The organism is Roseobacter sp. CCS2, from assembly GCF_000169435.1.
Taxonomy (GTDB): domain Bacteria; phylum Pseudomonadota; class Alphaproteobacteria; order Rhodobacterales; family Rhodobacteraceae; genus Yoonia.
The window spans coordinates 56396-80831 of record NZ_AAYB01000002.1; the positions used below are offsets into that span (position 1 = coordinate 56396).

Below are 24436 nucleotides of genomic sequence, written 5' to 3' on the forward strand. Positions count from 1 at the left end.
TCAGCCGCCCAGACTGATATGCGCGAGCAGCGGCCTGTGATCAGAGGTCATGCGGATGCCGGGACCGTCAAGCACCTGCGTGGCGCTGACGTGCGCGGGTGCTGTGGTCAGCACGCGGTCAAGCGGCAGCATGGGCCTGTTGATCGGAAAGGTCGCTTTGGCCGGTCCGCGCAGCTCCGCACCAAGAAAACGTTTCGACAAAGCCAGACCGCCCCATGGCCGCCATTCGTTCAGATCACCCATCAGGATGGCGGGTTGGCGCGGTTTGCGGAACATGAACTGACAGATCGTGCGCAGCTGCGCCCAGCGCAAGGTTTGCATCAGCGACAGATGCATACCGACAAGGCGGAACTCTTGGCCGTTGCGCGTCAGATCAGCGATGACCGCCCCGCGATGGCAACGCCCCGGCAGATCAAGCAAGGTGATGCTTTCGACCGCAATCTCGGGGCGTGTGAACATGATCGTGCCCAGAAAACCATGGCTGCCATCCGACCAGCGATGCGCGGGGTCAGTATGCAGATAGCGCAGCCCGGTGGCCGCCTCGACCGCTGCGATATCCAACAGGCCGCTGTGCGGTGGCACCTCTTCATCGGCCTCTTGCAGGATCAGGGCGTCAATCGCGCCCACCGGCATGTCGTCGCGCAAGGTGGCCAGCGTGCGGGCCGGGTCAATGCGCCCGTCATTGCCGCGGCAGCGGTGAATGTTCCAGCTGAGGCAGGTAAACTCTTGATGGTTATCGGGCAATATCTGGCCTTTGCGGGTTGGGTCCTGATGCTGGACCACAGAAACGATAGTCTTAACTTCAAAAATATCGATACGATTGGGGAAATAAATGTTTGCAGTTGAAGTACGTGATCACGTGATGATCGCCCATTCCTTGCCATCGCCTGTGTTTGGCCCGGCGCAAGGCATGCATGGCGCGACCTTTGTCGTGGATGCGGCGTTCTATACCAAAGATCTGGATGAGAACGGATTGGTTGTTGATATGGGGCTGGCACTTGAGGCTTTGGCCGATGCGCTGAAGCCGCTGAAATACGCCAACCTTGACGAGGTGCCGGCCTTCAAAGGCAAGATCACCACGACAGAGTTTTTGTGCCATCATATTTGGCAGCAACTTCGCGAGACGGCCAAGACCACCGGTTTGGGTGATAATGGCCGGGTGTGCCGTATCAAAGTATCGCTTGAGGAAAGCCACGTCGCCCGTGGGTGGTACGAGGCGGATATCTAGCGATGGGGTTTTCACCTGACTGGCTGGCCTTGCGCGAACCTGTGGATCACGCGTCGCGCGATGCAGGTCTGCTGGCGCAGGCCGTGGCTTGCGCGCGCGGTCAGGTCGTCGTTGATCTGGGCAGTGGCACAGGATCAACCGCGCGCGCCTTTGGCGATGCAGGCTGCAAATGGCGGTTTGTTGATGGCGATGCGGCGCTGCTGGATATCGCGCAAGCACAGCATCCGGGGTCAGAGCAGGTGTTTTTTGATCTGCGCGATATTGATAAGCTGTCTTTAGACGATGTTGGTCTCGTCACGGCCTCTGCGTTATTGGATTTGATGCCATTGGCATGGATCACGGCGCTGGCGCGTAAACTGCAAAGCGCGGGCGTCCCGTTTTATGCGGCACTGAATTACAATGGTAAGATGCATTGGTCGCCACCACACGAAGCGGATGCAGATGTGACGGATGCGTTCAACGCGCATCAGCGCACCGATAAAGGCATAGGTCCCGCATTGGGGCCAACGGCAGCAAAGGCGGCGGCCGATGTGCTGACTAAACATGGTTTTGACGTGCATTTGGGCGACAGCCCATGGCAGCTGAACGGTGCCGCCGCCCCGTTGCACGACGAATTACTGATGGGGATTGGCGCGGCGGCGGCAGAGGCGGGCTTTGCGCAAGCGCAGGCCTGGACCGCAGACCGCCGGGCGAGTGTGGCGCAGACGGCTGGATATATCGGGCATACCGATATTTTTGCCGTACCGCGTGGATTGGGGGAATAAAATGCAGCACGTGGACGTAACCCACAAAGTATGGGAAAGGATTCTTGACGTGAAAACGGGTGCGGCCTGTCTGTGTTGTGGCGATTGGACCGAGGGCGAGGCGCAGGCGCTGGCCCTTTATGGCGCCTTGGCACAGCCCACGGCGACCTGTCAGGTGTTTGCCCAGATCGGCCAGTCTTTGGATGGGCGTATCGCGACCGAAACAGGCGATGCACAGGATGTATCCGGCGAGGACGGGTTGGCGCATTTGCACCGGCTGCGCGCCTTGGCCGATGCGGTGGTGATCGGGGTCAAAACTGCGCTGCACGATGATCCGCAACTGACTGTTCGTCTGGCCGATGGCACCAGCCCGGCGCGCGTGGTGATTGACCCCGATGGGCGTTTGCCCAACGATGCGCGGCTGCTGACCGATACCTCGGCCCGCCGCATTGTTATTCAGGCGGTCGCCAAGGAACGCCCAGCCGGGGTTGAGGCGATCACGTTGTCGCGTGCGTCATGGATTGCCCCCGAAGATATTCTAGGCGCCCTGCAAGAGCGCGGTTTCAAAAGCATCCTGATTGAAGGCGGTGGGATCACGATCACCCAATTCCTTGAGGCGGATCTGTTGAACCGTTTGCATCTGGCGATAGCGCCCTTGCTGATCGGGTCCGGGCCACAAAGCCTGACGACCGCACCGATTGGCACGCTGGCAGAGGCGCGCCGCCCGAAAACGGATGTCTACAACCTTGGCAGCGATGTCTTGTTTGATTGCGCACTTAGCCCCGCTGACGTGCTGCCTATCGTTGCCACACGCTGCACCAATGCGATGTTGACCCCTCTAGGCTCCGGCCTTTGACCAGAAACGAGACTGCCACCATGCATATTACATCTGACTGTCTTTTGCCGACCCTGCCCGAGCGTCTTGCCCGGGCGCGTGGCGATCTGGCGATGGGCCTGCCCTGCCTGCTGAGGCATCAGGGCATCCGTGCTGTTGTTGTGGCGGTGGAAACGCTGTCGCAGCCGCGGTTTGATGCCCTGTGTCAGCGGTTGGGCACGCCAGAGCTGATCCTGACAGCACAGCGCGCGCAGGCGATTATGCCCGCCGTTCTGGATATCAGCGATCCGGTGGTGCGTTTGCAACCACCAGCGCCTGCCGGTCTGGCATGGTTCAAGGATCTGGCTGATACGCAGTTTGATGCGGGCCGCCGCCTTGCGGGACCGCTGCATATGATCCGCACTGTCCAAACACCTTTGCACCGCCTGTCGATCAAATTGGTCAAACTGGCAGAGCTATTGCCAGCGGTTGCGATGTTCCCTGTGACCGATGACGCTCGCATTGATGATCTGTCTCTTGCCACGCTTGTCGCGGATGAAGCGTTGGAGGCCCTCTTGATCCCGCCCGTGCTGGCGCAGGTGTCTGCGGCGGCGCTGCCTTTGGAAGCGCATGATCTGGGCCGTCTACATATTTTCCGTGACCCCGATGGCAGCAAAGAACATTACGCGGTTGAAATTGGCACGCCGGACCGCAACCAACCTGTCCTGTCGCGTGTGCATTCCGCCTGTTTTACCGGTGATGTGCTGGGTAGCCTGAAATGCGATTGCGGCCCGCAACTGCGCGCGGCGATGGCCCGGATGGGGCAGGAAGGCGCAGGCGTGCTGCTTTACCTGAACCAAGAAGGCCGCGGTATCGGGTTGGCCAACAAGATGCGCGTCTATGATTTGCAGTCGCAGGGCCTTGATACGGTCGAGGCGAACCACCGTTTGGGGTATGACGATGATGAACGTGATTTCCGTGTGGCGGCTGTGATGCTGCGCACATTGGGTTTCTCTGCGATCCGGCTTTTGACGAACAATCCAGCCAAGGTGCAGACCTTTCATGACAGCGATATCACCGTGGTTGAACAATTGCCCCTGCGCGTTGGGCGCAACCAGCACAATCACGACTATCTGTCTGTGAAAGCGCTGAAATCGGGCCACAGCCTATGACCATCGCGCGTGCGCTGTGGATCACGGGTGCACAACAGGCGGCATCCTGCGACACATCTTATCACGCTGGCGAGGGCGATGTAGAGGTCAAGACCCTGTTCACCGGTATCAGCCGCGGAACAGAGCGGCTTGTTTATCAGGGCCATGTGCCTGCATCCGAACACGCCAGTATGCGCGCGCCCTTTCAGGAAGGTGATTTCACCTTTCCGGTGAAATACGGTTATGCCGCTATAGGCGAGGTGCAAAATGGCGCCCGCCGGGGCGAGGTTGTGTTCAGCCTGTTTCCCCATCAAACCAGCTTTGCCGTACCCGCCCATATGGCGTTGACCCTTCCAGCGCATGTTCCTGCCGCGCGTGCCGTGCTGGCAGCGAATATGGAAACGGCTGTGAACATCATGTGGGATGCGGGGGTCAGTGTGGGCGACCGTGTTGTTGTCGTGGGTTGCGGTGTGGTTGGTGCGTTGGTGGGGTATCTGGCCGCAAGGGTGCCGGGCACCGAGGTAACGTTGGTTGATATTGATCCTGGCCGTGCTGCACTTGCCGCGACACTGGGTTGTGGGTTTTCGCGCCCTGATACCGCACCAAAGGACGCTGATGTCGTGATACATGCAGCCGCCAGTGCGGCGGGTCTGGCGCTGGCGATTGCTGTGGCGGGGATAGAGGCAACAGTGGTTGAGGCCAGTTGGTACGGCGCGCAAAGCACCGAAGTGCCACTGGGCGGGCGGTTTCATCAGCGCAGATTGCGGATTATCAGCTCTCAAGTGGGCCGCATCCCTGCTGGACATGCGGCGCGCTGGGATTATGGGCGCAGATTGGCCAAGGCTTTGACACTGTTGAATGATCCGGCGCTTGATACCCTGATCTCGGGCGAGACGACGTTTGGTGATCTGCCCGGTGTTTACGACCGGATCCTGCGCGACCCCGCTACACTATGCCACCGTGTGCGCTATGACGACTGACGCACAGCAGTTTCTGCCACAGGCCGCGTCAAACACGCTTTGCATCATGGCAGAAGCGGCCCTGTTGGCGGGGCAAGGTTTGCTGGCCGCGTCAGAGCGGTTGACGGGGCTGACGGTGACCGAAAAGACCGCCGGTGATTTCGTCAGTGAGGCGGATGTGCAGGCCGAAAAGGTGATCTTTGATCATCTTATGCAGGCCTTTCCCGATTACGGTTGGCTGGGTGAGGAAACCCAAGAACGGGCCAGCCGGGCGGACGGGTTGCGTTGGATCGTTGATCCGCTGGACGGCACCACGAATTTTCTCAAAGGATTGCCGCATTGGGCGGTGTCCATTGCGCTGTTCAAGGTGGATGAACCGCTTGTCGCCTTGATCTATGATCCCGTGAAAGCCGAGATGTTTTGCGCCGAAAAAGGTGCCGGGGCCTATCTGAATGGGCGCAAAATCACCGTGAGCGCGGCAGTGCCTATTGGCGCGGCGCTTGTTGCCTCTGGCGTCCCAGCGGGTGGGCGCACGACCTATCTGCCCCATTGTCTGGATGATCTTGAACAGTTGATGCCGCAAACCGCCGGGTTGCGGCGCTGGGGGGCGGCGGCCCTTGATCTGGCCTATGTGGCGGCAGGCCGGTTTGATGCTTATTGGGAACGTAACCTTGGCCCTTGGGATATTGCCGCGGGCATGTTGATCGTGACCGAAGCCGGTGGGCGGTTCACCCCATTGTGGGTAGATCGCCCGGTGTTGTCGTCAGGGTCATTTCTGGCCAGCAACGGGGCGCTGCATGATGCGGTCGCGGCGACATTGAACAAAGCGCAGGTTTAGGGGCCGTTTTCAGCATAAAGAGGCTCAGGTCTGAAGAATAAACCGCTGGTTTCACACTGACCGCGGCTTTCGTTCAGGCAGCTTTAGCTGCGTGGCCCGTTCATTTCGCTTAGCGGGCAAACATCATCCTCAAACGGGACGTGACGGTGGCGGAAGGTTTTGCCGGGAATGCATTCTGGCTGACTGATCCGGCCCATGCGGAAGTGGCGAAAATCTTTGCGCGCAGGGTCCCAAGCCACCAGATACCACAATGGCGGCAGGATCAGCATGGCTTGTGGTTCAACCTCGCGCGTGGTTTGGGCGCCTTTTGCATCGGTGTATTGGAACCGCAGATACAGTTTTTCAAGAAAAGCGACTTCAAACGTCGGCAACAGGGCAGGGTCCATTGGCCCGATGTTAGAAATATCCTGAAGCGGCGACAGCTGCCCGACATGCAGACAATCCAGAAAGCGGCGCAGATCACGTACCTTATCTGATGGCAGGGCTTTTTCGATCTTGGCCAGCCCCGCATCGGCAAGGTCAGCAAAAGGCAGGTTCTGTGCCGCGCGCATTGTCGCCACACTGATCAGCAAGGCGAACACCTCTGTCACGTTTAGTCGTGCTGTGGTTTGCACCGATTGCGGGTCAAGCTGCACGCCACCGCCCGGCCCGGTTTCTGAGTGGATGACAAAGCCAGCGTCCCTTAGCGCGCAGATATCACGTAACACCGTGCGGCGTGATGCGCCGACCTCTTGGGCGAGTGCGTCAACGGTTGATGTTCCGGTGCGGCGCAGGCTGCGCACGATGGTGTCATGGCGAAGGCGTATATTCATTTTGCCAGTCTAACACATATAGTGACAAAATTTGGCACTAATATGTTTTAGACCATTTTCAGACACACAGAATAGGACGTGATCAAAATGGAACGTAAAGCAGTGAACCCTTGGAACTGGTCTTTGAAGCTGGGTTATAACCAAGGCGAAGTTATCTCAGGTGCCACGCGGCAGTTGACCTGTGCGGGGCAAACCGCCGTTGATGGCGCAGGTAATCCGCAACATCCCGGCGACATGCGTGCCCAGATTGCTTTGGCGCTGGATAATCTGGAAGCGGTGCTGGCAGAGGCCGGTATGGACCTGACCAATATCACCCGTCTTGGTGTCTTTGCCACTGATGTGGATGAGGCGCTGAAGAACTTTGATTTGATGGGTATGCGCTTTGGCCCGGTTCAGGCCGCGCCACCCATGACATTACTGGGCGTGACCCGGTTGGCCATTTCGGGCCTTCTGTTCGAGATTGAAGCGACGGCTGTTACATAGCTTTGCGTGATGCGGGATCACTGCTGTCTGTCGGGCTTATCTCCGGCGGGCAGGCAGCATCCGGTACAGCAATCCGTCTTTCATAAACAGCTGATGTCGCAGCACGATAAACAGGTGGCCCGCCACCGCCGCGGCCAGCACATAGCCCGACACGATATGCACCCACTTGCCAATAAACGCGAGGGTCTCGGACCGGCCAATTGGATCGGGCAGTTTGTACTCACCAAAAAGCAGCACGCCAAAGCCACCTGCCATGACGTAAATAAAACCGCTGACAGGCATCACGAACATGGCCAGATAAAGCACCTGTTCAAGGCGGTGGATGGTCTTTTTCTCGCCGCTGGACAGGGTCGGCGCCCATCCCGGCAATTGCCCGGCATAGCGGTTCAACAGGCGAAATACGGCAATCGCCAACGCCACAAGGCCGATGGATTTGTGCCAGTTGTAATAATCGTTCTGGCCCAACCCAACGACAACATCGCCACGCTGCATGCCTGTCATGATATTGCCGCTGACGTATTGCCAGGCGAACAGAATAACGATGATCCAGTGGAAAAGTTTGGTGAAAGAGCCGTAACTGGCGCTGGTATTCTTTAAAGGCATCGTGCGTCCAATATCCTAAATTTATTGCCAGAAATCGTAGGGGAGTTGGACAGCAAAAGCTATGATTTGTGCGTGGAAAAATCGGAAAAAAGGGTGGCGCTTGCGGGTGCAAGTGCCGGTTTAGTGCAGGCCCGCCGTGTCGCACTGCTGCTTGGGTTCTGTGCCGATACTGTTTACCGTCCTGATATGGACCGTATTTTGATATCCGCCTGTCTTGTTGGTCGCCCTGTTCGTTACAATGGGACAGATAAGACAACCGATGCTGCGGACATTATCGCGCGTTGGGGGTGTGAAGGGCGACTGGTGCCGCTGTGCCCCGAAATTGCTGTCGGATTTCCAACACCGCGCCCCCCAGCCGAGATCTGCGGCATGGATGGCGGTGGTGCTGATGTTCTGGCCGGCACGGCGCAGGTGGTCGAGGATATCGGCAGGGACGTATCCGCGCTTTATATTCGGGCCGCACATGACACTGTCGCATTCGCCAAACGGTACGAGTGCCGCCATGCGGTTCTGACAGATGGGTCGCCATCATGCGGATCGACATTCATTTATGACGGCACATTTTCGGGTGTCACCAGACCGGGCATGGGGGCGACCACGGCGGCTTTGCGTCAGGCAAACGTCCATGTTTGGCCCGAGACACAAATCGCGGCACTGGATGCGCTGTTGCGTAGGTAAAATTTGACGCGCTTTGCGCCTCTTGTCGGGTCTCTGCCAGCGATGTTAAGTGAGAGGGCTGCGTGCATCCCCGCGCGGACCGATCTTTGCAGGAGCGCAATTGATGCCCCAGACGTCAGACGACCCGCTGCCACCCGTGCTGCCTGTGATCCTTGCTGGCGGGTCTGGTACGCGCCTGTGGCCGTTATCGCGCAAACATTATGCCAAACAATATCTAAGCCTTGATGGCGAGACGACGCTGTTGCAGGCGACGGTCGCGCGTATTGCCGAATTGCCCTGCACGGACCCGCTGGTGATTTGTAACGAAGAGACACGGTTTTTGGCTGCTGAACAGATGCGTCAGGCCGGTCATGATGGGGCGTTGATCTTGCTTGAACCGGCAGGGCGCAACACGGCCCCCGCCATTGCCCTGGCCGCTTTGCAGGCGCAGACGCATGGGGATGATCCGGTCATGTTGGTTATGCCCGCTGATCACAAAATGGCTGATCCAGCCATTTTCGCCGATGCCGTGCGCACAGCCATCCCTTTTGCGCAGGCGGGTCAGCTTGTGACCTTTGGGATCAGCCCGTCGCGTGCAGAAACCGGTTATGGCTATATCCGCACAGGTGATGTGGTGGGGCAGGGACCCGCGCTGGCTGTTGCGGCTTTTGTTGAAAAACCCGACGCAGAGACAGCCGCGCGTTATCTGGCCACAGGTGCGCATTTATGGAACAGCGGGATATTTCTGTTCCGTGCCAGCCGCTATTTGGCCGAACTTGAAACCCACCGCCCCGATGTTATGACCGCGTGCCGCGCGGCCTTTGCGGGCAAGACAGGTGATCTGGATTTTCTGCGCTTTGACGCGGATGCGTTTCTGGCCTGCCCTGATGTGTCGATCGATTATGCGGTGATGGAATATACCAGTGACGCTGTCGTCATGCCGATTGACCCAAGTTGGAGCGATATCGGGTCATGGGCCGCACTTTGGGATGCATCAGACAAAGACGCTGACGGCAATTGCGAAATCGGTGATGTTCTGAGCCTTCATGGATCAGGCAATTACATCAACGCAGGCAGCCGCCTTGTGACCGCGGTAGGCTTGCAGGATACGGTTGTGGTGGAAACCAAAGACGCGGTCTTTGTTGCGCCAAAAGACAGGGTGTCAGAGATCAAAGATCTGATTGCACAGATGACCGCAGAGGGCCGACCGGAACTGGACCATCACCGCGTCGTTTACCGACCTTGGGGGATGTATGACAGCGTGGATATGGGTGATCGGTATCAGGTCAAGCGGATCACCGTGAACCCCGGCGCCAAGCTGTCGTTGCAAAAGCACCATCACCGGGCTGAACATTGGATCGTGGTGCGTGGCTGCGCCAAGGTAACCCGTGGTGACGAAACGCTGGTCCTGTCGGAAAACCAATCAACCTATATTCCGCTGGGCGAAATCCATGCGCTTGAAAACCCCGGCAAGATCCCGTTGGAACTGATCGAGGTGCAATCTGGCAGCTATCTGGGCGAAGATGATATCGAGCGGTTTGAAGACAGGTACGGCAGGGCCTAGCGGGTTCACCGCTGCCCGACCAAGGGCTTAGTCCCGTGCTGTCGCTTGCGTTTCGTCGAATAGTTTGAGCAGATAAATCGTCTCATTGCGATCAAAACCATGCCATTGCGCGCGCAATACCAGTTTCAGATGATCACGTTGGCGTTTGCTTAGTATCCGGTCTTTTAGCGGCACGGGGCCTGCGCCGTGGCTGTGATGACGGCACAGCCAAAGCATCAGGTGGTAAAGGTCGTAAAGGCGCAGAACTGTTGGGGCAACATAGGTCATTGTTCAGGTGTCCTATCAAATTGGGGGTGACTTTTCAGGCGAAGTTGCCGGCGCGTTCAGCACCAATCATGGACTGAAAAAACGCTTTTGCGCCCTTCCGTTTCCGCGATCTGAACGCAAAGCGCATCACCCGATTGCAGATCACCCAACATGGATTTGCGCAGCGTTGCGGCCCCGACAAATATGTCCTCTGCGCAACCAAACGCGTTCACGAACCCGTATCCTTTGCTGGGATCAAACCATTTCACCCGTACCGGAATACGCTCTTCCAAAACAACATCAGGTTCTAGCTGCGGGTCCGGAACGGCCCTGGGCGATGGTGGGGCGATGGCGAAGATTTCGATAATCTTAAAGCCGTTTTCCGTAGACTGATAGGCGAATTCAACTGATGATCCTTCGGCAATACTGGTGCGTCCGAACCCATGCAGAATGTTTTGATGTAAAAGAAAGTCGGTCTCAATCCCGTCAATGACCACAAAGCCAAAGCCGCGGTATGCGTCGAACCATTTCACGGTTCCGGTTTGCGCCCTTGATTGGTCGAACTGAGGTATAGCGAGCTTATTCATATGCGTATCTCCTGGTTAACAAATGACTTGCAACCATGGCCTCTGAATTTGTCCGGGGCTGTGAACACTGATTGGTTGCAGGATGAAGATACGCCGCCGCTGCCGCCCAAATCAGGCTACGGAGGGTGAGTCACAGGTTACAAAATGGTTAACGCATTGAATTTCATTGAAAATATAGGGCGGTCTGCATGACACCTAAATCGCAATCGCGTGCCGCAGCAAAGTATTGCTAAAGTAGCACGAGTGGCTAAACTACACGTTAACCTTGTTTAACGCGCGTGTGTCGAAGGCCGTTCGTGCACCCGCGCTGTGTGTATTTGACGACAACCAGATGAATTTGAGTAAATGGGTTCTGACGAACAGATTACAGAGTATCTTGAGTGTGTGGCCGTCTCTGAAGTGTTGGGGAAAAGTGAACGCCGCCTGCATCTGCTTGAATATCTGATCCGTACCGAACACAGCGGCGCTGGCGATACGTTGAAAGCCTATGCGATCGGCATTGATGTGCTGGGCAAACCTGACGACTTTGATCCGGCGATAGACAGCAGCGTGCGGGTGGAAATGGGCCGGTTGCGCACGGCGCTGGCAAGCTTTGAAAGCAGCGATGCGGCGCGCTGTACCCTGTCTGTCGAAATCCCAACCGGCAGCTACCGCCCTAAGATCACCCAGCGCGCGGCCAAGGTAACAGACAGCGCTGCGCGCCCCACAAGGAAAACCCTGTTTACGGTCGCGGCCTTGTCCGCCATTTTAACCGCTATGGTGCTGGTTGCTGCGTTTTTGCTGTTGCCACGGGCCGATGAACCGACCCCCCGCACAACCGCAGGTATCAGGCTTGCCATGGACAGCTTTGAAGGTACGGCGACAGAGACGGCACAGGTCGAAGCGGCGCTGCGCGAAAGTCTGGTCCGCAATCCGTCCATCGCCATTCTGTCGCAACGAACCGGTGATACCGCCGATGTTGATTTTGCTTTGCGCGGGTTGATCAGCCACCTGAACCGGTTTGAAAGACGCGTCAGTGTTGAATTGCTGAACGTGCATGAAGACCGGGTGATCTGGACAAAGTCGGTCGGCGTTTCGGATGAAGACGACATCGCCCAGCGGGTGTCAGATGAGGTCGGCGGTGAATTGAACCTTCGGCTGTTGGGGGCATCGAAAGATTTCCTTGAAGGGCGTAACCCCAAAAGCCTGACAGCCCAGCAGTTGTTTTTGATGGCAACATGGGTCCCCAGCCCGAAAGCAGCCAATTCGCTGGAATGGGAAGAACAAAAGATCGCCCTGATGCAGCTTGCCTTGGACCGTAACCCGGACCTTGGCACCGCGCATTCCGTGATGGCTGATAAACTGGCGCAGCTGGCGAATTTTTATCCCGACTATAACACCCCCGAAACGCAGGAAATGGTGTTGACCCACATTGATCGCGCGACACGGTTGGAACCGTTTCACCCTGATGCGATGTTCAATGTCGCGCAGGCCCATTGGCATGCCGGGCGCATCCGTGAAAGCCATGTGGTGATGCGCCGTGTGCTTGACCTTGACCCGGGCCATGGTCTGGCGCGTTTTTTGGCCGATGTTGTGCCTTATACCTGTGTTGTCCCGCCCCCGTCGGTTATTGCGCGCACCGTCGCATTCGATGCCGCCCTGTCGCCTAATAATCCGATGCGTTGGATTACCTTGAATTGGATTGCCTGGCTTAAGATCAACGCAGGAGACGATGAAGGCGCCTTGCAAGCCAAAGAGCAGGCGTCGCTGATATTCGAGACACCTTACACCTTCGCCGGTCACGCGATGCTGTTGAACAGAATGGGCCGGCCTGATGACGCAATGCATGTGATGGCGCGGCAGCAATCAAACTGGCCGGCCATTTCGGCTGCACATTTTGCCCAAGTGACCATGCCACGGCTGTGTCGCGAAAGTGATGCGCCGGGGCCCTTGTTGGGCGATTATGAAGCGCTGGCAAACCTATTGGCGCGCGCGGAGTGAAGGTTGAGGTCCGCGATGCGCCGCGCCCGCGCGGACCGTACCTGCGCCAGCTTCTTGGCTAGGGTATAAGACGACAAAGAATAGAAACTGAAGGATCGTCAAATGAAGATTATCTTGGTTGGGGCAGCGGGCGATATTGGACAGGCCGCATATCAGGAACTTGCTGCGCGGCACGATGTTGTCACCGTTGGGCGCACCACCGGGGAACACCATGTTGATGTCACAGATATTGACGCCGTCAAAGCATTGTACAGGGCGGTGCGCCCCTTTGATGCGGTGGTGTCATGCGCCGGTGACGCGTCGTTCGCACCGCTTGATGCGTTTGATCAGGATACGTTCATGGTCGGTCTTCGTCAAAAGGTCATGGGGCAGGTCAATCTAGTTCTTGCCGGGCTGGATATCATCGCGGATGGCGGATCATTCACATTGACCAGCGGTGTGCTGGACCGTGATCCAATCCGCATGGGCACAAACGCCGCGACTGCGAACGGGGCGCTGGCCGGTTTTGTCAAAAGTGCCGCAATTGAGATGCCGCGCGCACTGCGGGTCAATGTCGTTAGTCCGGGTATGCTTGATGTTTCTGCGCCGCGTTACAGGGAATGGTTTCGCGGGCACAAGCCGGTGTTATCCCATGACGTAGGACTGGCTTATGCGAAATGCGTCGAAGGGGCGCTGACCGGTCAGGTGGTTGTGGTGGAGTGATGGACCGTCAAGGCGTGATGCGATCAGTTATCAAAGCTCTGATCAAGATAGGTGGCCAGATTTTGCGACGGCGTCTTATTATCGCTGAGCATGTGCTTTTTCCATACGTTAACTTCAAAGTTCACGATGTCCATTTCCCAGACGCAGCCAAGCACCTCTTTCGCCCCGTCGTGAAAAAGGGTTGGTTCGTCCCAGCTGGCGCGCACCTGCCCTGCATGGGCCAGCACGCTGCCCCACTGCCAATAAAACACCGGTGAGACGACAGCGACCTGCGCGAAATGGATGATCTGAAACCCGATACCGTGGTTTCCGTCAGCATCCACTAAAGACCCGGCCTTGGGCAGCAGGCGCATAGCTTTGGCTGTCGCAGCGGTGGTGACATCATCGTTGTATGTATGCCCTTGCGACAGGATAGCGTATCGTTTGAGCTGCCAACCGCTTTGGTTGAACTGTGGCAGATGCAATGTCGGTCTGGACCGAAACGGTGCAAGATGATCCATGCCCCCCTTTGTTGTCGCAAGCCTATTGACAGCAGCACTGCGGGCCAGCGGGTCATACGATAGTCTATGAGGTGTTGCCCCAGTTCATGCAACGTATGCTGCTAAAAGCGAGCAGTTCATACGCCATTCACGTAAGGATTGTTGCGCAATTGATGCGGATGCGGGAATTTTCCCTTTAGAAACAATCGTCACGTTGTTTGCTGCCGTTTGTACGATATTCTGCCTGCATCTTATGGGGGACGCGTAGTGATGAAATTGGCAGATCGGTTCAAAAAGACACTTTCTTTGTTGGGATTGATCGGCCTTGGACTATCGGGTGCAACCACCGCTCAGGCGCAAGCTGGTCCTGCGTTTGCCTGTAGCGGCAATATTTATCAGGTGCAGTCCGGCCAGCTACGCATTTTTGATCCAATCACATCCACTTATTTGAACGTAGGGCCAGCCAACAACAGCTATAATGCGACAGGTTATAACACTTTAGACAACTACGCCTACGCTTCACAGGGCCGCAATATTATCCGTATTGCATCTGACGGCACGATTGAAACTGTCTTCAATATCGGTTTTGGCAGCTATTCAGGTGATATCGATTTTTCCAACAACTACTATCTGCGCCGCAACGACAGACGTTATGCGCGGATCGATTTGGATACCGGTGCCGTTACAAATATCAATTTTTCGGGGCCCGGTGGCGGCCCTGCGGACGTTGCCTATGATCGGTTTGGCGGTGATGAATATCTGATCGGTTTTTCCGGTGGCGGCACGCTTTATCGCTATAACATTACGGACCGAACGAAAGAAAATATCTCACTCCCCGGTCTGCCAGGCGGGGGGTTCGGTGCCACATGGACAGATAGCAACGGACGCCTTTTTACCTTTAACAACAACAACGGTATTTTGTACGAAGTTTCCGACTACTATACCAATTCACCGGTTTTTACGCAGGTTGGCGTCGGTGTCCCAAGCGGGAACAACGATGGCTTTTCTTGCAGCCTGGCCCCTTTTCCAAATTTGGCACCCGTCGCGTTTGATGATGATTTCGTCACGCCGCTGAATACGGATGTCACCGGTAATGTCTTGGTTGAGAATGGCAATGGCGTCGACAATGATCCCGATGGTGGTGCGCTAACCGTCAATCCAACGCCATTGGCGGGCCCGTCAAACGGCACGGTGACCTTATCGGCAACGGGCGCGTTTACCTACACTCCGAATACAAATTTCATCGGGACGGATGTCTTTGAGTACGAGATTACGGACCCTGCCGGGCTGATAGCAACCGCATTTGTCACCATCGTCGTCGAAGGCGACATCAGCTTTGATGTGACCAAGACCCAAGTGACCGGCCCGAACCCTGCGGCGGCGGCGGGCGATGTGCTGCAATACGAGATCGCGGTTTTGAACACGGGCGATATCCCTCTGACCGGGATTTCACCATCTGATGTCTTGCCTGATGGGTCATCCGGCACGCTGAGCGGGCCGACCGAAACAGGGGCTGCGACGAACGTGCCCGGCCAGTTGGATCTGAATGAAACATGGACCTATACGATTGCGTATACTGTAACCGCCGATGATATAGATGCCGGTGTCCCGCTTACAAACACGGCCTCTGTCACTGCAACCGAAACGGGTGCGCTGCCGCGCACCGATACCGCTGTTACGCCCATTGACCAACAGCCGGCTTTCACTTTGTCCAAGACTGTAGATACGGCAAACCTGAACGCGCCCGGGTTGCTGACTTACGAAATTGAGATCGACAACACCGGCAACACCTCACTGACCGGGGTCACACTGGCCGATGTGCTACTGCAAGGCCCGGATGCCCGCACGCTGACCAGTGGTCCCACGCTTTCAGGTGATACTGATGGCGACGGAGAGATTGATACCGCCGAGGTTTGGACCTACGCGGCCACCTATCAGGTGACACAAGCCGACATTGATGATGGTCGCAATCTGGTGAACACCGCAACGGTCGATACCGCTGAAACAGCCGCGCAATCGGCTGATGCGACGACGACTTTTGCGCAGGTATCAAGCTTTGATCTGACCAAAACCTCGGACACTGCGACGCTCACCGCACCGGGTTTGATCACCTATACGATCACGCTTGATAATACCGGCAATACGTCGCTGACTGGTGTCACGCCGACCGACACGCTGACACAAGATGGCACACCGTTGACGTTGACCACCGGGTTGGGCGCGCCTGTGGGCGATACGGACGGTGATGGTGCTTTGGGCGTGGATGAAACATGGGTTTACACGGTCACCTTTGCCGCCGGGCAGGACCAGATTGATGATGGGGCTGACATCATCAACAGCGTGACAGTTGCCAGCAACGAACTGCCAAATCAATCCGCGCAGACGCCTACCACCATCACGCAATCGGCTGGCTTTGATTTTGCCAAATCCGTTGACATTGCAACGCTGACCGCGCCCGGTACGTTGAATTACGAAGTTGTCGTGACCAACACAGGCAATGTGTCCCTTACTGGGGTCACCTTTACTGATACCGTGGCCCAAGGTGCCGCCGCACCGGCGCTAACAACCGGGCCTGACTTGACGGGCGATATCGACGGCGATGACATTCTTGATGTGGGTGAAACCTGGGTCTATCTGGCGACGCTGGATGTGACCCAAGCCCAGATTGATGACGGCAATGATATCGTCAATTCTGCCAGCTTTATAGCCGCAGAAGCGCCTTTGCAGACGAACACGGCAACCACAGAGATCACGCAGACATCGTTGATCAGCTTGTCCAAGGCCGTGGCAAGCGGCCAGCCCAGCAGCTTTGCAGCCGTGGGCGACACAATCGACTTTACCTATACGATCACCAACAACGGCAACACGACCCTTGTCGCCCCGATTAACGTGACCGATGACCAGATCGGCACTGATCTGGCTTGTTTGACCAGCGACCTTCTGCCCGGCGCGACGGCATCTTGCGATCTGGAATGGGTTGCAGAGCAAGCGGATCTGAACGCAGGCTCTGTCACAAATACCGCCTTTGCCGAAGATGATTTGGGTGAACGCAGCGCCGATCAATTCGCCACTGTTACGGCGGTCCAAAACCCTGCATTGACCATTGTTAAGACGATTGTCGCCCCGATCCCGACGGTTTTCGAAGGTGGTCAACAGCTTAACTACCGTTACGAGGTCACAAATACCGGCAACGTCACACTGCCCAATGCTGTAATTGTCGCAGACAACCTTACGACCGTAACGTGCGATCCGGTTCCGGCCGGTGGCCTGTTGCCCCAAGGCACAAACCCTGTCGGGCCAACTAATACCGTTATTTGCACTGCAAATTATATCATCACGGCCGCCGAAGAACCGTTTGGCCGCACAACCAACGAAGCGACCGCAAGCACCACGTTCAATGGCGCTAATGTCACATCACCTGCTGATACGGCGACATTCCCCGTAGGCGCATCACCAATCCTTAATCTGGTGAAAGAGGCCGATCCCGCGACCGTGCCACCCACCGAGGTCGGCGATGAAATCACCTATGCCTATACAATCACCAACGTCGTGCCTGCCGCCCCGATCGTGGGCGCGGCCCTGTCCGAGCCGATCTTTATCAACGATGATAAATTCGCAGATCCGATCCTGTGTTATGATCCTGCCGTCGAAGGCGGGTCATTGGGCGTTGGTGAAACGCATATTTGTTTTGCGACCTATGAAGTGACCCAAGACGATCTGGACGCAGGCCAGGTCCGCAACGAAGCGACAGCCAACACCATCTTTGCACCCGGTTCGACAAACCCAGAGGAAGTCACATCAAACCCCGCCATAGAAATCGTGGCCGTTGATGCCGGGCCGTCCTTGCTGGTGGCCAAGACCGTGACAGGTGGGCCAAACCCCGCAGCTGTCGGGCAGGACATTCTTTATCAGATTGTCGCGACGAATAACGGGAACCAAACGCTGAACACGGTCACCATCAGCGATCCCCTTTTAGGCGCGCTCAGCTGCGATATTGCGGCCCCCGTGACCCTTGCACGAAGCGACGCGTTGACCTGCACCGGCACTTATACCGTGACGCAAGCGGATGTGGATAATCAAACCGTCGGTGATACCACCACCGCCGTGTTCACCAACACCGCCACCGCACAAGCCAATGACCCGTCAGGCGCTGCGATCACCCCCGCAAACGGCAGCGTTGATCACCCCATCGCCCCTGCGGCACCTGCCGTATCCATCATCAAAGAACTGTTCCCAAATCCCGCAGCGGACCCCGCCTTTGACGCGGTCAATGATGTGGTGCGTTTCCGCATGCGGGTGTCGAACACCGGCAACATGACCCTTAGCAGTATTGCCGTTACAGACAGCCTTGTTGCAGGCACCTGCAACATCGGCCCCCTTGCGCCGGGCACCACTGACACGACATGCCTGTTTGATTATGCCGCAACGCAAGATGATCTGGATGCAGGGCAGATCGTCAACACAGGCACCGCCACTGCGGTGGCCGCTGACCCTACCGCAACTGTGCCGCCCGCCACAAACACGCTGACATCCCCCGGACCGGACTTTGCCGGCGCATTGACCGTTATCAAAGACGGCGTGCTTGATCTTGGCCCGGATGGCGTTGCCACAGTCGGCGATTTGATCACCTATACGATCACCACAACCAATACCGGCAATGTCACGATCACGGACATTGCAGTCGCCGATCCCTCTGCCGACGCAGGCTCAATCACCTATACGACGGCTGACGATACCGATGGCGACAGTGATATTGATAGCCTCGCACCGATGACTTCGGCGACGGTGACAGCCACCCATGCGCTGACGCAGCCTGATATTGATGCGGGCTTCTTTGACAACTCTGCCACTGCGACTGGCGCAGACCCATCAAATACGCCTGTCAGCGATACCTCTGACAGTGGCAATCCGGCTGATGGTGCAGGGCCAAACGACCCGACACGCACCGATATCCCGCGCGCAACCGGGCTGACGGTTGAAAAGACATCGTCCGCTACGACTGACGTGACCGAAGGCACGACGATCACCTACAGCTATCTTGTGACCAACACAGGCAATGTGACCCTGACGGATATCGCCCTGTCAGACATGCACACCAGCGCATCCGGCACAGCCAGCCTGCCGATTTTGGGTGGCGGTCGCATCGTCTCGCTTGATCCTGATGCCGCAGTCACGCTGACCGCGACATATGTTGTTACGCAAGATGACATTGATGCGGGCGCGCCACTGACAAACATCGTCAGCGCAACCGCCGATGCCCCCGCCGGCACAACACCACCCACGGCCACCGACAATGCCAGCGTTGATCTGGCCAGCAGCGATCCGTCGCTAGAGGTCATCAAGACCATCCAATCCCAAACCGGGAGCGCCGCGGGCGATACCGTTGTCTTTGCCGTCGCGATTGAAAACACAGGCAATGTCACGTTGGACAACGTCAGCTTGGCCGACACGCTTTCGCGCTTGGATGGCAGCACCATCACACCTGCACCAACAGCAGTGTTCGACGGCGCAGATACCGGCACAGCGGGCGCGATCGACGTGGATGAAACGTGGAACTACACGGTGACCTATGTCCTGACCCAAGACGACATTGACGCAGGCGGGATCAGCAATACGGTCACCGCAACGGCAGACGCCCCAAATGGGGCAACCGTCAGCGATGTGTCCGATAACGGTTCAGGCGACGGTGATGACCCGACCCGACTGCCGATTGCCGCGACGCCACTGCTGGAAGTGGTCAAAACCATCACCTCAACATCCGCAGAGGTTGACGACACGATCACATTTGAAATTGCCGTGCGAAACGCAGGCAACGTCAGTCTGTTCAACGTGGCCATCATCTCTGACACGCTGACGCGCGCTGATGGCACAGTGCTGGCCATCACCGGCCCGACCTTCGCGGGGGCTGATGCCGCCTCATCTGAGGGCGCATTGCAAGTCGGCGAAACCGCGACCTATACCGCAAGCTATGTCCTGACCCAGGACGATCTGGACGCAGGCGGCATTCAAAACACCGCAACAGCAGCAGGCACGCAACCATCTGGCGGCACAATCACCGATGTCAGTGATGATGACGGCCCCGGCAGCGACCCCACCGTCCTGACTATTGACGCAGCCCCCCTGATCACCTTTGAAAAGCGGCTTGCCGCGGCCAGCGGTCCAAGCTTTGCCGCTATGGGCGATGTGCTGCGTTATGAATTTGAGATCACCAATGCAGGCAACGTCACACTGACCGCGCCCTTCAGCGTGGCAGACCCGCTGATCACAGATGCAGGCGGTGTGATTACCTGTTCGATCGATCCAATCGCACCGGGCGAATCCGCACTTTGCACCGGTGACTATAGCATTGATCAGGACGATCTTGATCTGGGCGAAGTCTTGAACACCGCGACAGCCACCGCCGGGGCCGCGCCACCTGTTGATGATGACGAAACCGTCACGGCCACCCAGCGTCCCGCCCTTGGCTTGGTCAAAGAAGCGGATGAGCTTGATGCCGTCGATTTCATCGTCGGTGCCGAAGAAACCTACACCTTTACCGTGACCAACACCGGCAATGTGACGATCACCGATCCGATTGTGATCGACGATCCGCTGATCCCGCAGGCCGATTTTGACTATCCCGACTTTCCCGCAGGTGGGCTGGCCCCCGGCGATGTCTATGTTGTGACAGCTACTTATGTGGTTACAGTCGATGATGTGGCTTTGGCGAATGTCACCAACAATGCCACCGCTGTTGCTGGCCCCGTCCGGTCGCCTGTGTCGTCCGAGACGATCCCCAATGATGGCACACCCGCGCTGACAGTCGACAAAGAGTTGATCAGATCGCTCAACCCCGACAACAGCGACAGTGGCGGTCTGACCTTTGACGAGGTCGGTGATCAGTTGGAATATCAGTTCACCGTCACCAACTCTGGCGAGGTGTCTTTCGCCAATACCGTCACAATCACCGACAACCTAATCGCAGGCGATATCGACTGCTTTATCCCGGATGTTGCAGGTGGCAATCCTGATCTGACACCGGGTGAGACAGCAACCTGTACCGGCATCTATGTCATCGACCAGAATGATCTGGACGCAGGCGAGGTCATCAACGAAGCCTTTGCAAGCACCACCTTCGGGTCCATCCCGACCACGGTTTTGTCGCCTGCTGACACAGAAACAGCACGCGCCGCGACCGACCCTGCCTTGCTGATTGCCAAAACGGTTGATCCTGCCGCCTATACGGCCGTTAATCAGGTGGTGACCTACACGATCACGGTCACAAACACTGGCAACCAGACGCTGACAGATGTCAGCGTATCCGACCCGCTGATCCCCGCTTTGACGTGCGACGCCGCCAGCCTGCCGGTCGATGATGTGCTGTCCTGCGACGTGCCTTACACCATTGTGCGAGAGGATATCGACCGCGGGTTCCTAACCAACGCGGCCTCGGTCACAGGGGTTGATCCACAAGGCACTGCAGTGCCGACAACGCCGGAAACGACCGCCAGTGTCACGATTAATGGCCCGTCCGAGGTGCCAACCCTTGCCATGCGCAAACTGGCCACACCCGCACCATTTGGCCCGGTTGGATCCAGCATCACCTATGTGTTTGAGGTGACCAACACCAGCATCTACACGCTTGACAATATCACGGTCACCGACCCGATCCCGGGCGCTGTTGCACCCTTTACCTGCGACGTTGGCACATTGGCACCTTTGGCCGTCAGCACCACCTGTTCGCTGACCCTGCCTGTCACGCAAACGGATATTGATACCGGGGAAATCGTGAACACCGCCAGCGTGCGCGGCACTGATCCATTTGGCAATGAAGCCACCGCAACGGACACGGCCACAACAGCGGGGCCAGCCGAGGCACCTGCGATCATGGCGACCAAGCTTGCCAATGTCACCGCCACGACCTTGGGCGCGGTCGTGACCTACGATTTGCGGGTCGAAAACCCCGGCAACGTGTCGCTTGGCTTGCTGACCACGCTTGATCAGATGAGCCGGCCTGACGGGACCACAACCACCCTTGATGCGCCTTTTGATTTCCAGTCGGGCGACATCAATGCAGATAGCCTGCTGAACCCCGGCGAAGTTTGGCTATACACCGCAGAACACACAATCACGCAGCCTGATATCAACGCAGGCGGGTTCAGTAACTCTGTTGTCGTTGCAGGCCAGTCCCCTAGTGGGACACGGGTCGACGATACGTCGGATGATGGCGATGACGCTGATGGTAACATCACCGATGATCCGACCTTTGTTGAGATCGAAACAGTGCCCGTGCTGCAAACCACCAAAGTCATTGTGGCCCGCGCGCCGACAATTGACCCTAATACCGGCGAAGACGTACCCCCGCCGCCTTATACCGTTGGTGACGAAGTTGTCTTTGAAATCCAAGGCGCCAATACCGGCAACGTCGAAATTACGGGCGCTGATGTCACCGATACGCTAACCCGGCTGGACGGCACCGACATCAGCGGGCTTGCGACAGGCCCGACCCGGACGGCGAACCCCGATGATAATGGCGATCCAACGCTTGCGCCGGGCGAAATCTGGACTTGGGAAGTACGCTATACCCTGCAACAGGCTGATGCGGACGCTGGCGGTATTTCCAACACGGCTACGGTTGCAGGGCTTGCCCCTGATGGATCGGATGTTTCTGACGTGTCCGACGACGGCGACCCGACTGATGGCAACATTGCCGACGATCCGACCGAACTGATCATCCCGCCCGAACCCGGCTTGGATGTGACCAAGACCGTGGTCGCGATCGGTGCTGCACCCGGTGACGACGTCGTCTTTGAAATCACGGCAGAGAACACAGGCAATGTCACGCTTTCCGGGCTTCGCATCGTTGACACCATGACCAATCTGGATGGCGACACGCTGGCCCCGGTGACGATCACTGTCGCAGGGCTGGTGGCCGGTGATCTGGCGGTTGACAGCACGGCTACCTACACCGTGACCTATGCGCTGACGCAGGACGATATCGATTCCGGCGGCATTTCCAACACGGCAACCGTTGAAGGCACCACGCCCGGGGGTGCCGCGCTTTCCGATGTGTCCGATGATGGTGATGACGGCGACGGAAATACCTTTGACGATCCAACCATTGCCGCGATCCCGCAAAACAACGCCATGTCACTGAGCAAAACCGCAGGCATCCCAGACCGCATTGCCCCGGACCTGTTCGAAGTCACATTTGAAATGACGGTCAGCAATGATGGCAACACGACACTGACCAATCTGGTGATCGAAGACGATCTGACAGCATTCGTGGCCCCTGCCACATTGGATGACGTCAGCACGCCGATTGTCACCGGTTTTGATACGGGTGCTGCGAACACTGATTATGACGGCGTGGCCGATGTGCAGCTGGTCACTGATGGGGCTGAACTGGCGCCGGGCAGCGTGGGCACGATCCTGTTGACCGTGCGCTATGATACCACTGCCGGTTCGCCTGTGGGTGAGAACACGTTGGCGGTGCGGTCTGATCAATTGCCGGCTGTGCAATCTGCGTCTACCGCGGTTCTGACTGGTGAAGACGCTGATATCTTTGGCACCAAAACTGCCGCCCCGGCCAACCCGCGTTTGGGGGATACAGTGATCTATACGCTGACCTTCCAAAACCGGCTGGCGACAACCGAAAGTAACCTGAGCATCATTGATCGCCTGCCGCGGGGCATGGCCTATGTGCCTGATAGTGCGACATTTGACGGGTCGGATACGCCTGCGCCTGCGGTCAGCGGGCGGGAATTGCGCTGGGATGATGTGTCTTTGACACCCAACCAAACCGTTACCATCACACTGGCCGCGCGTCTGGTCAGCGGTGGTCCGGGGTCTTACGTGAACCGCGCCTATGTCGAAGACAGCGCCGGCACACGCGTGTCCAACGTGGCAACCGCCGAGGTGATCCGCAGGCCAGAGCCTGTCTTTGATTGCGCTGATATCATCGGCAAGGTCTTTGATGATCATAACCTGAATGGCTATCAGGATCGTCCCGCTGATATTGTCACAGGCGGCGTCAGCGACCAAAGCTATGAAGGCAGCAAGCTGGGCCTTGCCCCTGAATTGGCCGCGCGTGATGATGAACCGGGTCTGCCGAATGTGCGCCTGTCGACAGTTACCGGCACGCTGATCACGACGGATGAATATGGACGTTTCAGCGTGCCTTGCGCCGAACTGCCCGCCGGGATCGGGTCAAACTTCCAGCTGAAACTGGACGAACGGACCTTGCCCACTGGCTATCACGTCACGACAGAAAACCCCCGTTCCATCCGGGTCACACCGGGGCGGATGGCTGAACTGAACTTTGGTGCGGCCCTGTCGGATCTGGTTGAGCTTGACTTGACCAGCCGCGCCTTTGTCAGCGGCAGTGCGACGCCGAACACCGCTTTGCAAACGGGTGTGGATCAACTGGTGGCACAGTTAGCCGCAGCGCCGACGGTTGTCCGGCTTGTCTATTATCAAAATGGCGAAAACCGCGATCTGATCAATGCCCGGCTGGATCAGGTAACCGGGTTGATTACGCAACAATGGCAGCGCCGCACCGGCGCACCGCTGACCATTGAACGCACAATCAGCAGGGTGCAGTGATATGAG

18 protein-coding genes are annotated in these 24436 nt (G+C 57.4%); 12 read left to right on the top strand and 6 right to left on the bottom strand.

Going from position 1 to position 24436, the window contains the following annotated elements; genetic code table 11:
- On the bottom strand, window positions 1-744 hold the full coding sequence (locus tag RCCS2_RS06875; protein ID WP_156788473.1) for an endonuclease/exonuclease/phosphatase family protein: 744 nt from the start codon (window positions 742-744) through the stop codon (window positions 1-3).
- Window positions 745-832: 88 nt separating this feature from the next.
- Here RCCS2_RS06875 and RCCS2_RS06880 point away from each other — a divergent pair, with 88 nt between their 5' ends.
- From RCCS2_RS06880 to RCCS2_RS06905, 6 genes are read left to right on the top strand one after another with little or no spacing between them, the layout of a single operon-like run.
- Window positions 833-1228: a 6-pyruvoyl trahydropterin synthase family protein gene (locus RCCS2_RS06880; protein WP_008232656.1), complete on the top strand. Its 396-nt coding sequence runs from the start codon at window positions 833-835 to the stop codon at window positions 1226-1228.
- A 2-nt stretch (window positions 1229-1230) separates the two neighbouring features.
- Window positions 1231-1992, top strand: a complete 762-nt coding sequence (locus RCCS2_RS06885) for a class I SAM-dependent methyltransferase (protein WP_008232657.1) — start codon at window positions 1231-1233, stop codon at window positions 1990-1992.
- Window positions 1993-2041: 49 nt separating this feature from the next.
- The gene (locus tag RCCS2_RS06890; RefSeq protein ID WP_232204246.1) at window positions 2042-2827 is read left to right on the top strand and encodes a RibD family protein; all 786 of its coding nucleotides are present in this window, start codon (window positions 2042-2044) and stop codon (window positions 2825-2827) included.
- Window positions 2828-2847: 20 nt separating this feature from the next.
- Window positions 2848-3957, top strand: a complete 1110-nt coding sequence (gene ribA / locus RCCS2_RS06895; protein ID WP_008232661.1) for a GTP cyclohydrolase II — start codon at window positions 2848-2850, stop codon at window positions 3955-3957.
- On the top strand, window positions 3954-4916 hold the full coding sequence (locus RCCS2_RS06900; protein ID WP_008232663.1) for a zinc-dependent alcohol dehydrogenase: 963 nt from the start codon (window positions 3954-3956) through the stop codon (window positions 4914-4916). The genes ribA and RCCS2_RS06900 overlap by 4 nt, the downstream gene beginning before the upstream one ends.
- Window positions 4906-5733 carry an inositol monophosphatase family protein gene (locus RCCS2_RS06905; RefSeq protein ID WP_008232664.1) on the top strand — a complete coding sequence of 276 codons (828 nt, stop codon included), beginning with the start codon at window positions 4906-4908 and terminating at the stop codon, window positions 5731-5733. The genes RCCS2_RS06900 and RCCS2_RS06905 overlap by 11 nt, the downstream gene beginning before the upstream one ends.
- 83 nt (window positions 5734-5816) lie before the next feature.
- Here the strand turns inward: RCCS2_RS06905 and RCCS2_RS06910 are convergent, their stop codons facing one another.
- Window positions 5817-6545, bottom strand: a complete 729-nt coding sequence (locus tag RCCS2_RS06910; protein WP_008232665.1) for a helix-turn-helix transcriptional regulator — start codon at window positions 6543-6545, stop codon at window positions 5817-5819.
- An 87-nt stretch (window positions 6546-6632) separates the two neighbouring features.
- Between RCCS2_RS06910 and RCCS2_RS06915 the strand changes: the two genes are divergently transcribed.
- Window positions 6633-7028, top strand: coding sequence for a RidA family protein (locus tag RCCS2_RS06915; RefSeq protein WP_008232666.1), 396 nt, complete (start codon window positions 6633-6635; stop codon window positions 7026-7028).
- 36 nt (window positions 7029-7064) lie between these two features.
- Here the strand turns inward: RCCS2_RS06915 and RCCS2_RS06920 are convergent, their stop codons facing one another.
- A complete protein-coding gene (locus RCCS2_RS06920) occupies window positions 7065-7631 on the bottom strand; it encodes a cytochrome b (RefSeq protein ID WP_008232667.1) in 567 nt (188 codons plus the stop codon).
- 72 nt (window positions 7632-7703) lie between these two features.
- Here RCCS2_RS06920 and RCCS2_RS06925 point away from each other — a divergent pair, with 72 nt between their 5' ends.
- Together RCCS2_RS06925 and RCCS2_RS06930 are read left to right on the top strand one after the other, a co-directional pair.
- Window positions 7704-8309 (top strand): DUF523 domain-containing protein, encoded by a 606-nt coding sequence (locus RCCS2_RS06925; protein WP_232204247.1) that lies wholly within the window; start codon window positions 7704-7706, stop codon window positions 8307-8309.
- 103 nt (window positions 8310-8412) lie between these two features.
- Window positions 8413-9852 (top strand): mannose-1-phosphate guanylyltransferase/mannose-6-phosphate isomerase, encoded by a 1440-nt coding sequence (locus tag RCCS2_RS06930; RefSeq protein WP_008232669.1) that lies wholly within the window; start codon window positions 8413-8415, stop codon window positions 9850-9852.
- A gap of 27 nt (window positions 9853-9879) precedes the next feature.
- On the opposite strand, the gene RCCS2_RS06935 is transcribed toward RCCS2_RS06930, so the two are convergent.
- Both RCCS2_RS06935 and RCCS2_RS06940 read right to left on the bottom strand, forming a co-directional pair.
- Window positions 9880-10119, bottom strand: coding sequence for a hypothetical protein (locus tag RCCS2_RS06935; RefSeq protein WP_008232671.1), 240 nt, complete (start codon window positions 10117-10119; stop codon window positions 9880-9882).
- A 56-nt stretch (window positions 10120-10175) separates the two neighbouring features.
- Complete coding sequence (locus RCCS2_RS06940) at window positions 10176-10685, bottom strand: cold shock domain-containing protein (protein WP_083791164.1); 510 nt, start codon at window positions 10683-10685, stop codon at window positions 10176-10178.
- 345 nt (window positions 10686-11030) lie between these two features.
- Between RCCS2_RS06940 and RCCS2_RS06945 the strand changes: the two genes are divergently transcribed.
- Window positions 11031-12665: a tetratricopeptide repeat protein gene (locus RCCS2_RS06945; protein WP_008232675.1), complete on the top strand. Its 1635-nt coding sequence runs from the start codon at window positions 11031-11033 to the stop codon at window positions 12663-12665.
- A gap of 102 nt (window positions 12666-12767) precedes the next feature.
- Window positions 12768-13367, top strand: coding sequence for a short chain dehydrogenase (locus tag RCCS2_RS06950; protein WP_008232677.1), 600 nt, complete (start codon window positions 12768-12770; stop codon window positions 13365-13367).
- A 23-nt stretch (window positions 13368-13390) separates the two neighbouring features.
- On the opposite strand, the gene RCCS2_RS06955 is transcribed toward RCCS2_RS06950, so the two are convergent.
- Complete coding sequence (locus RCCS2_RS06955) at window positions 13391-13867, bottom strand: hypothetical protein (protein ID WP_008232678.1); 477 nt, start codon at window positions 13865-13867, stop codon at window positions 13391-13393.
- 249 nt (window positions 13868-14116) lie between these two features.
- Between RCCS2_RS06955 and RCCS2_RS06960 the strand changes: the two genes are divergently transcribed.
- Complete coding sequence (locus RCCS2_RS06960) at window positions 14117-24430, top strand: DUF7507 domain-containing protein (RefSeq protein ID WP_008232680.1); 10314 nt, start codon at window positions 14117-14119, stop codon at window positions 24428-24430.
- Window positions 24431-24436 lie beyond the last annotated feature (6 nt).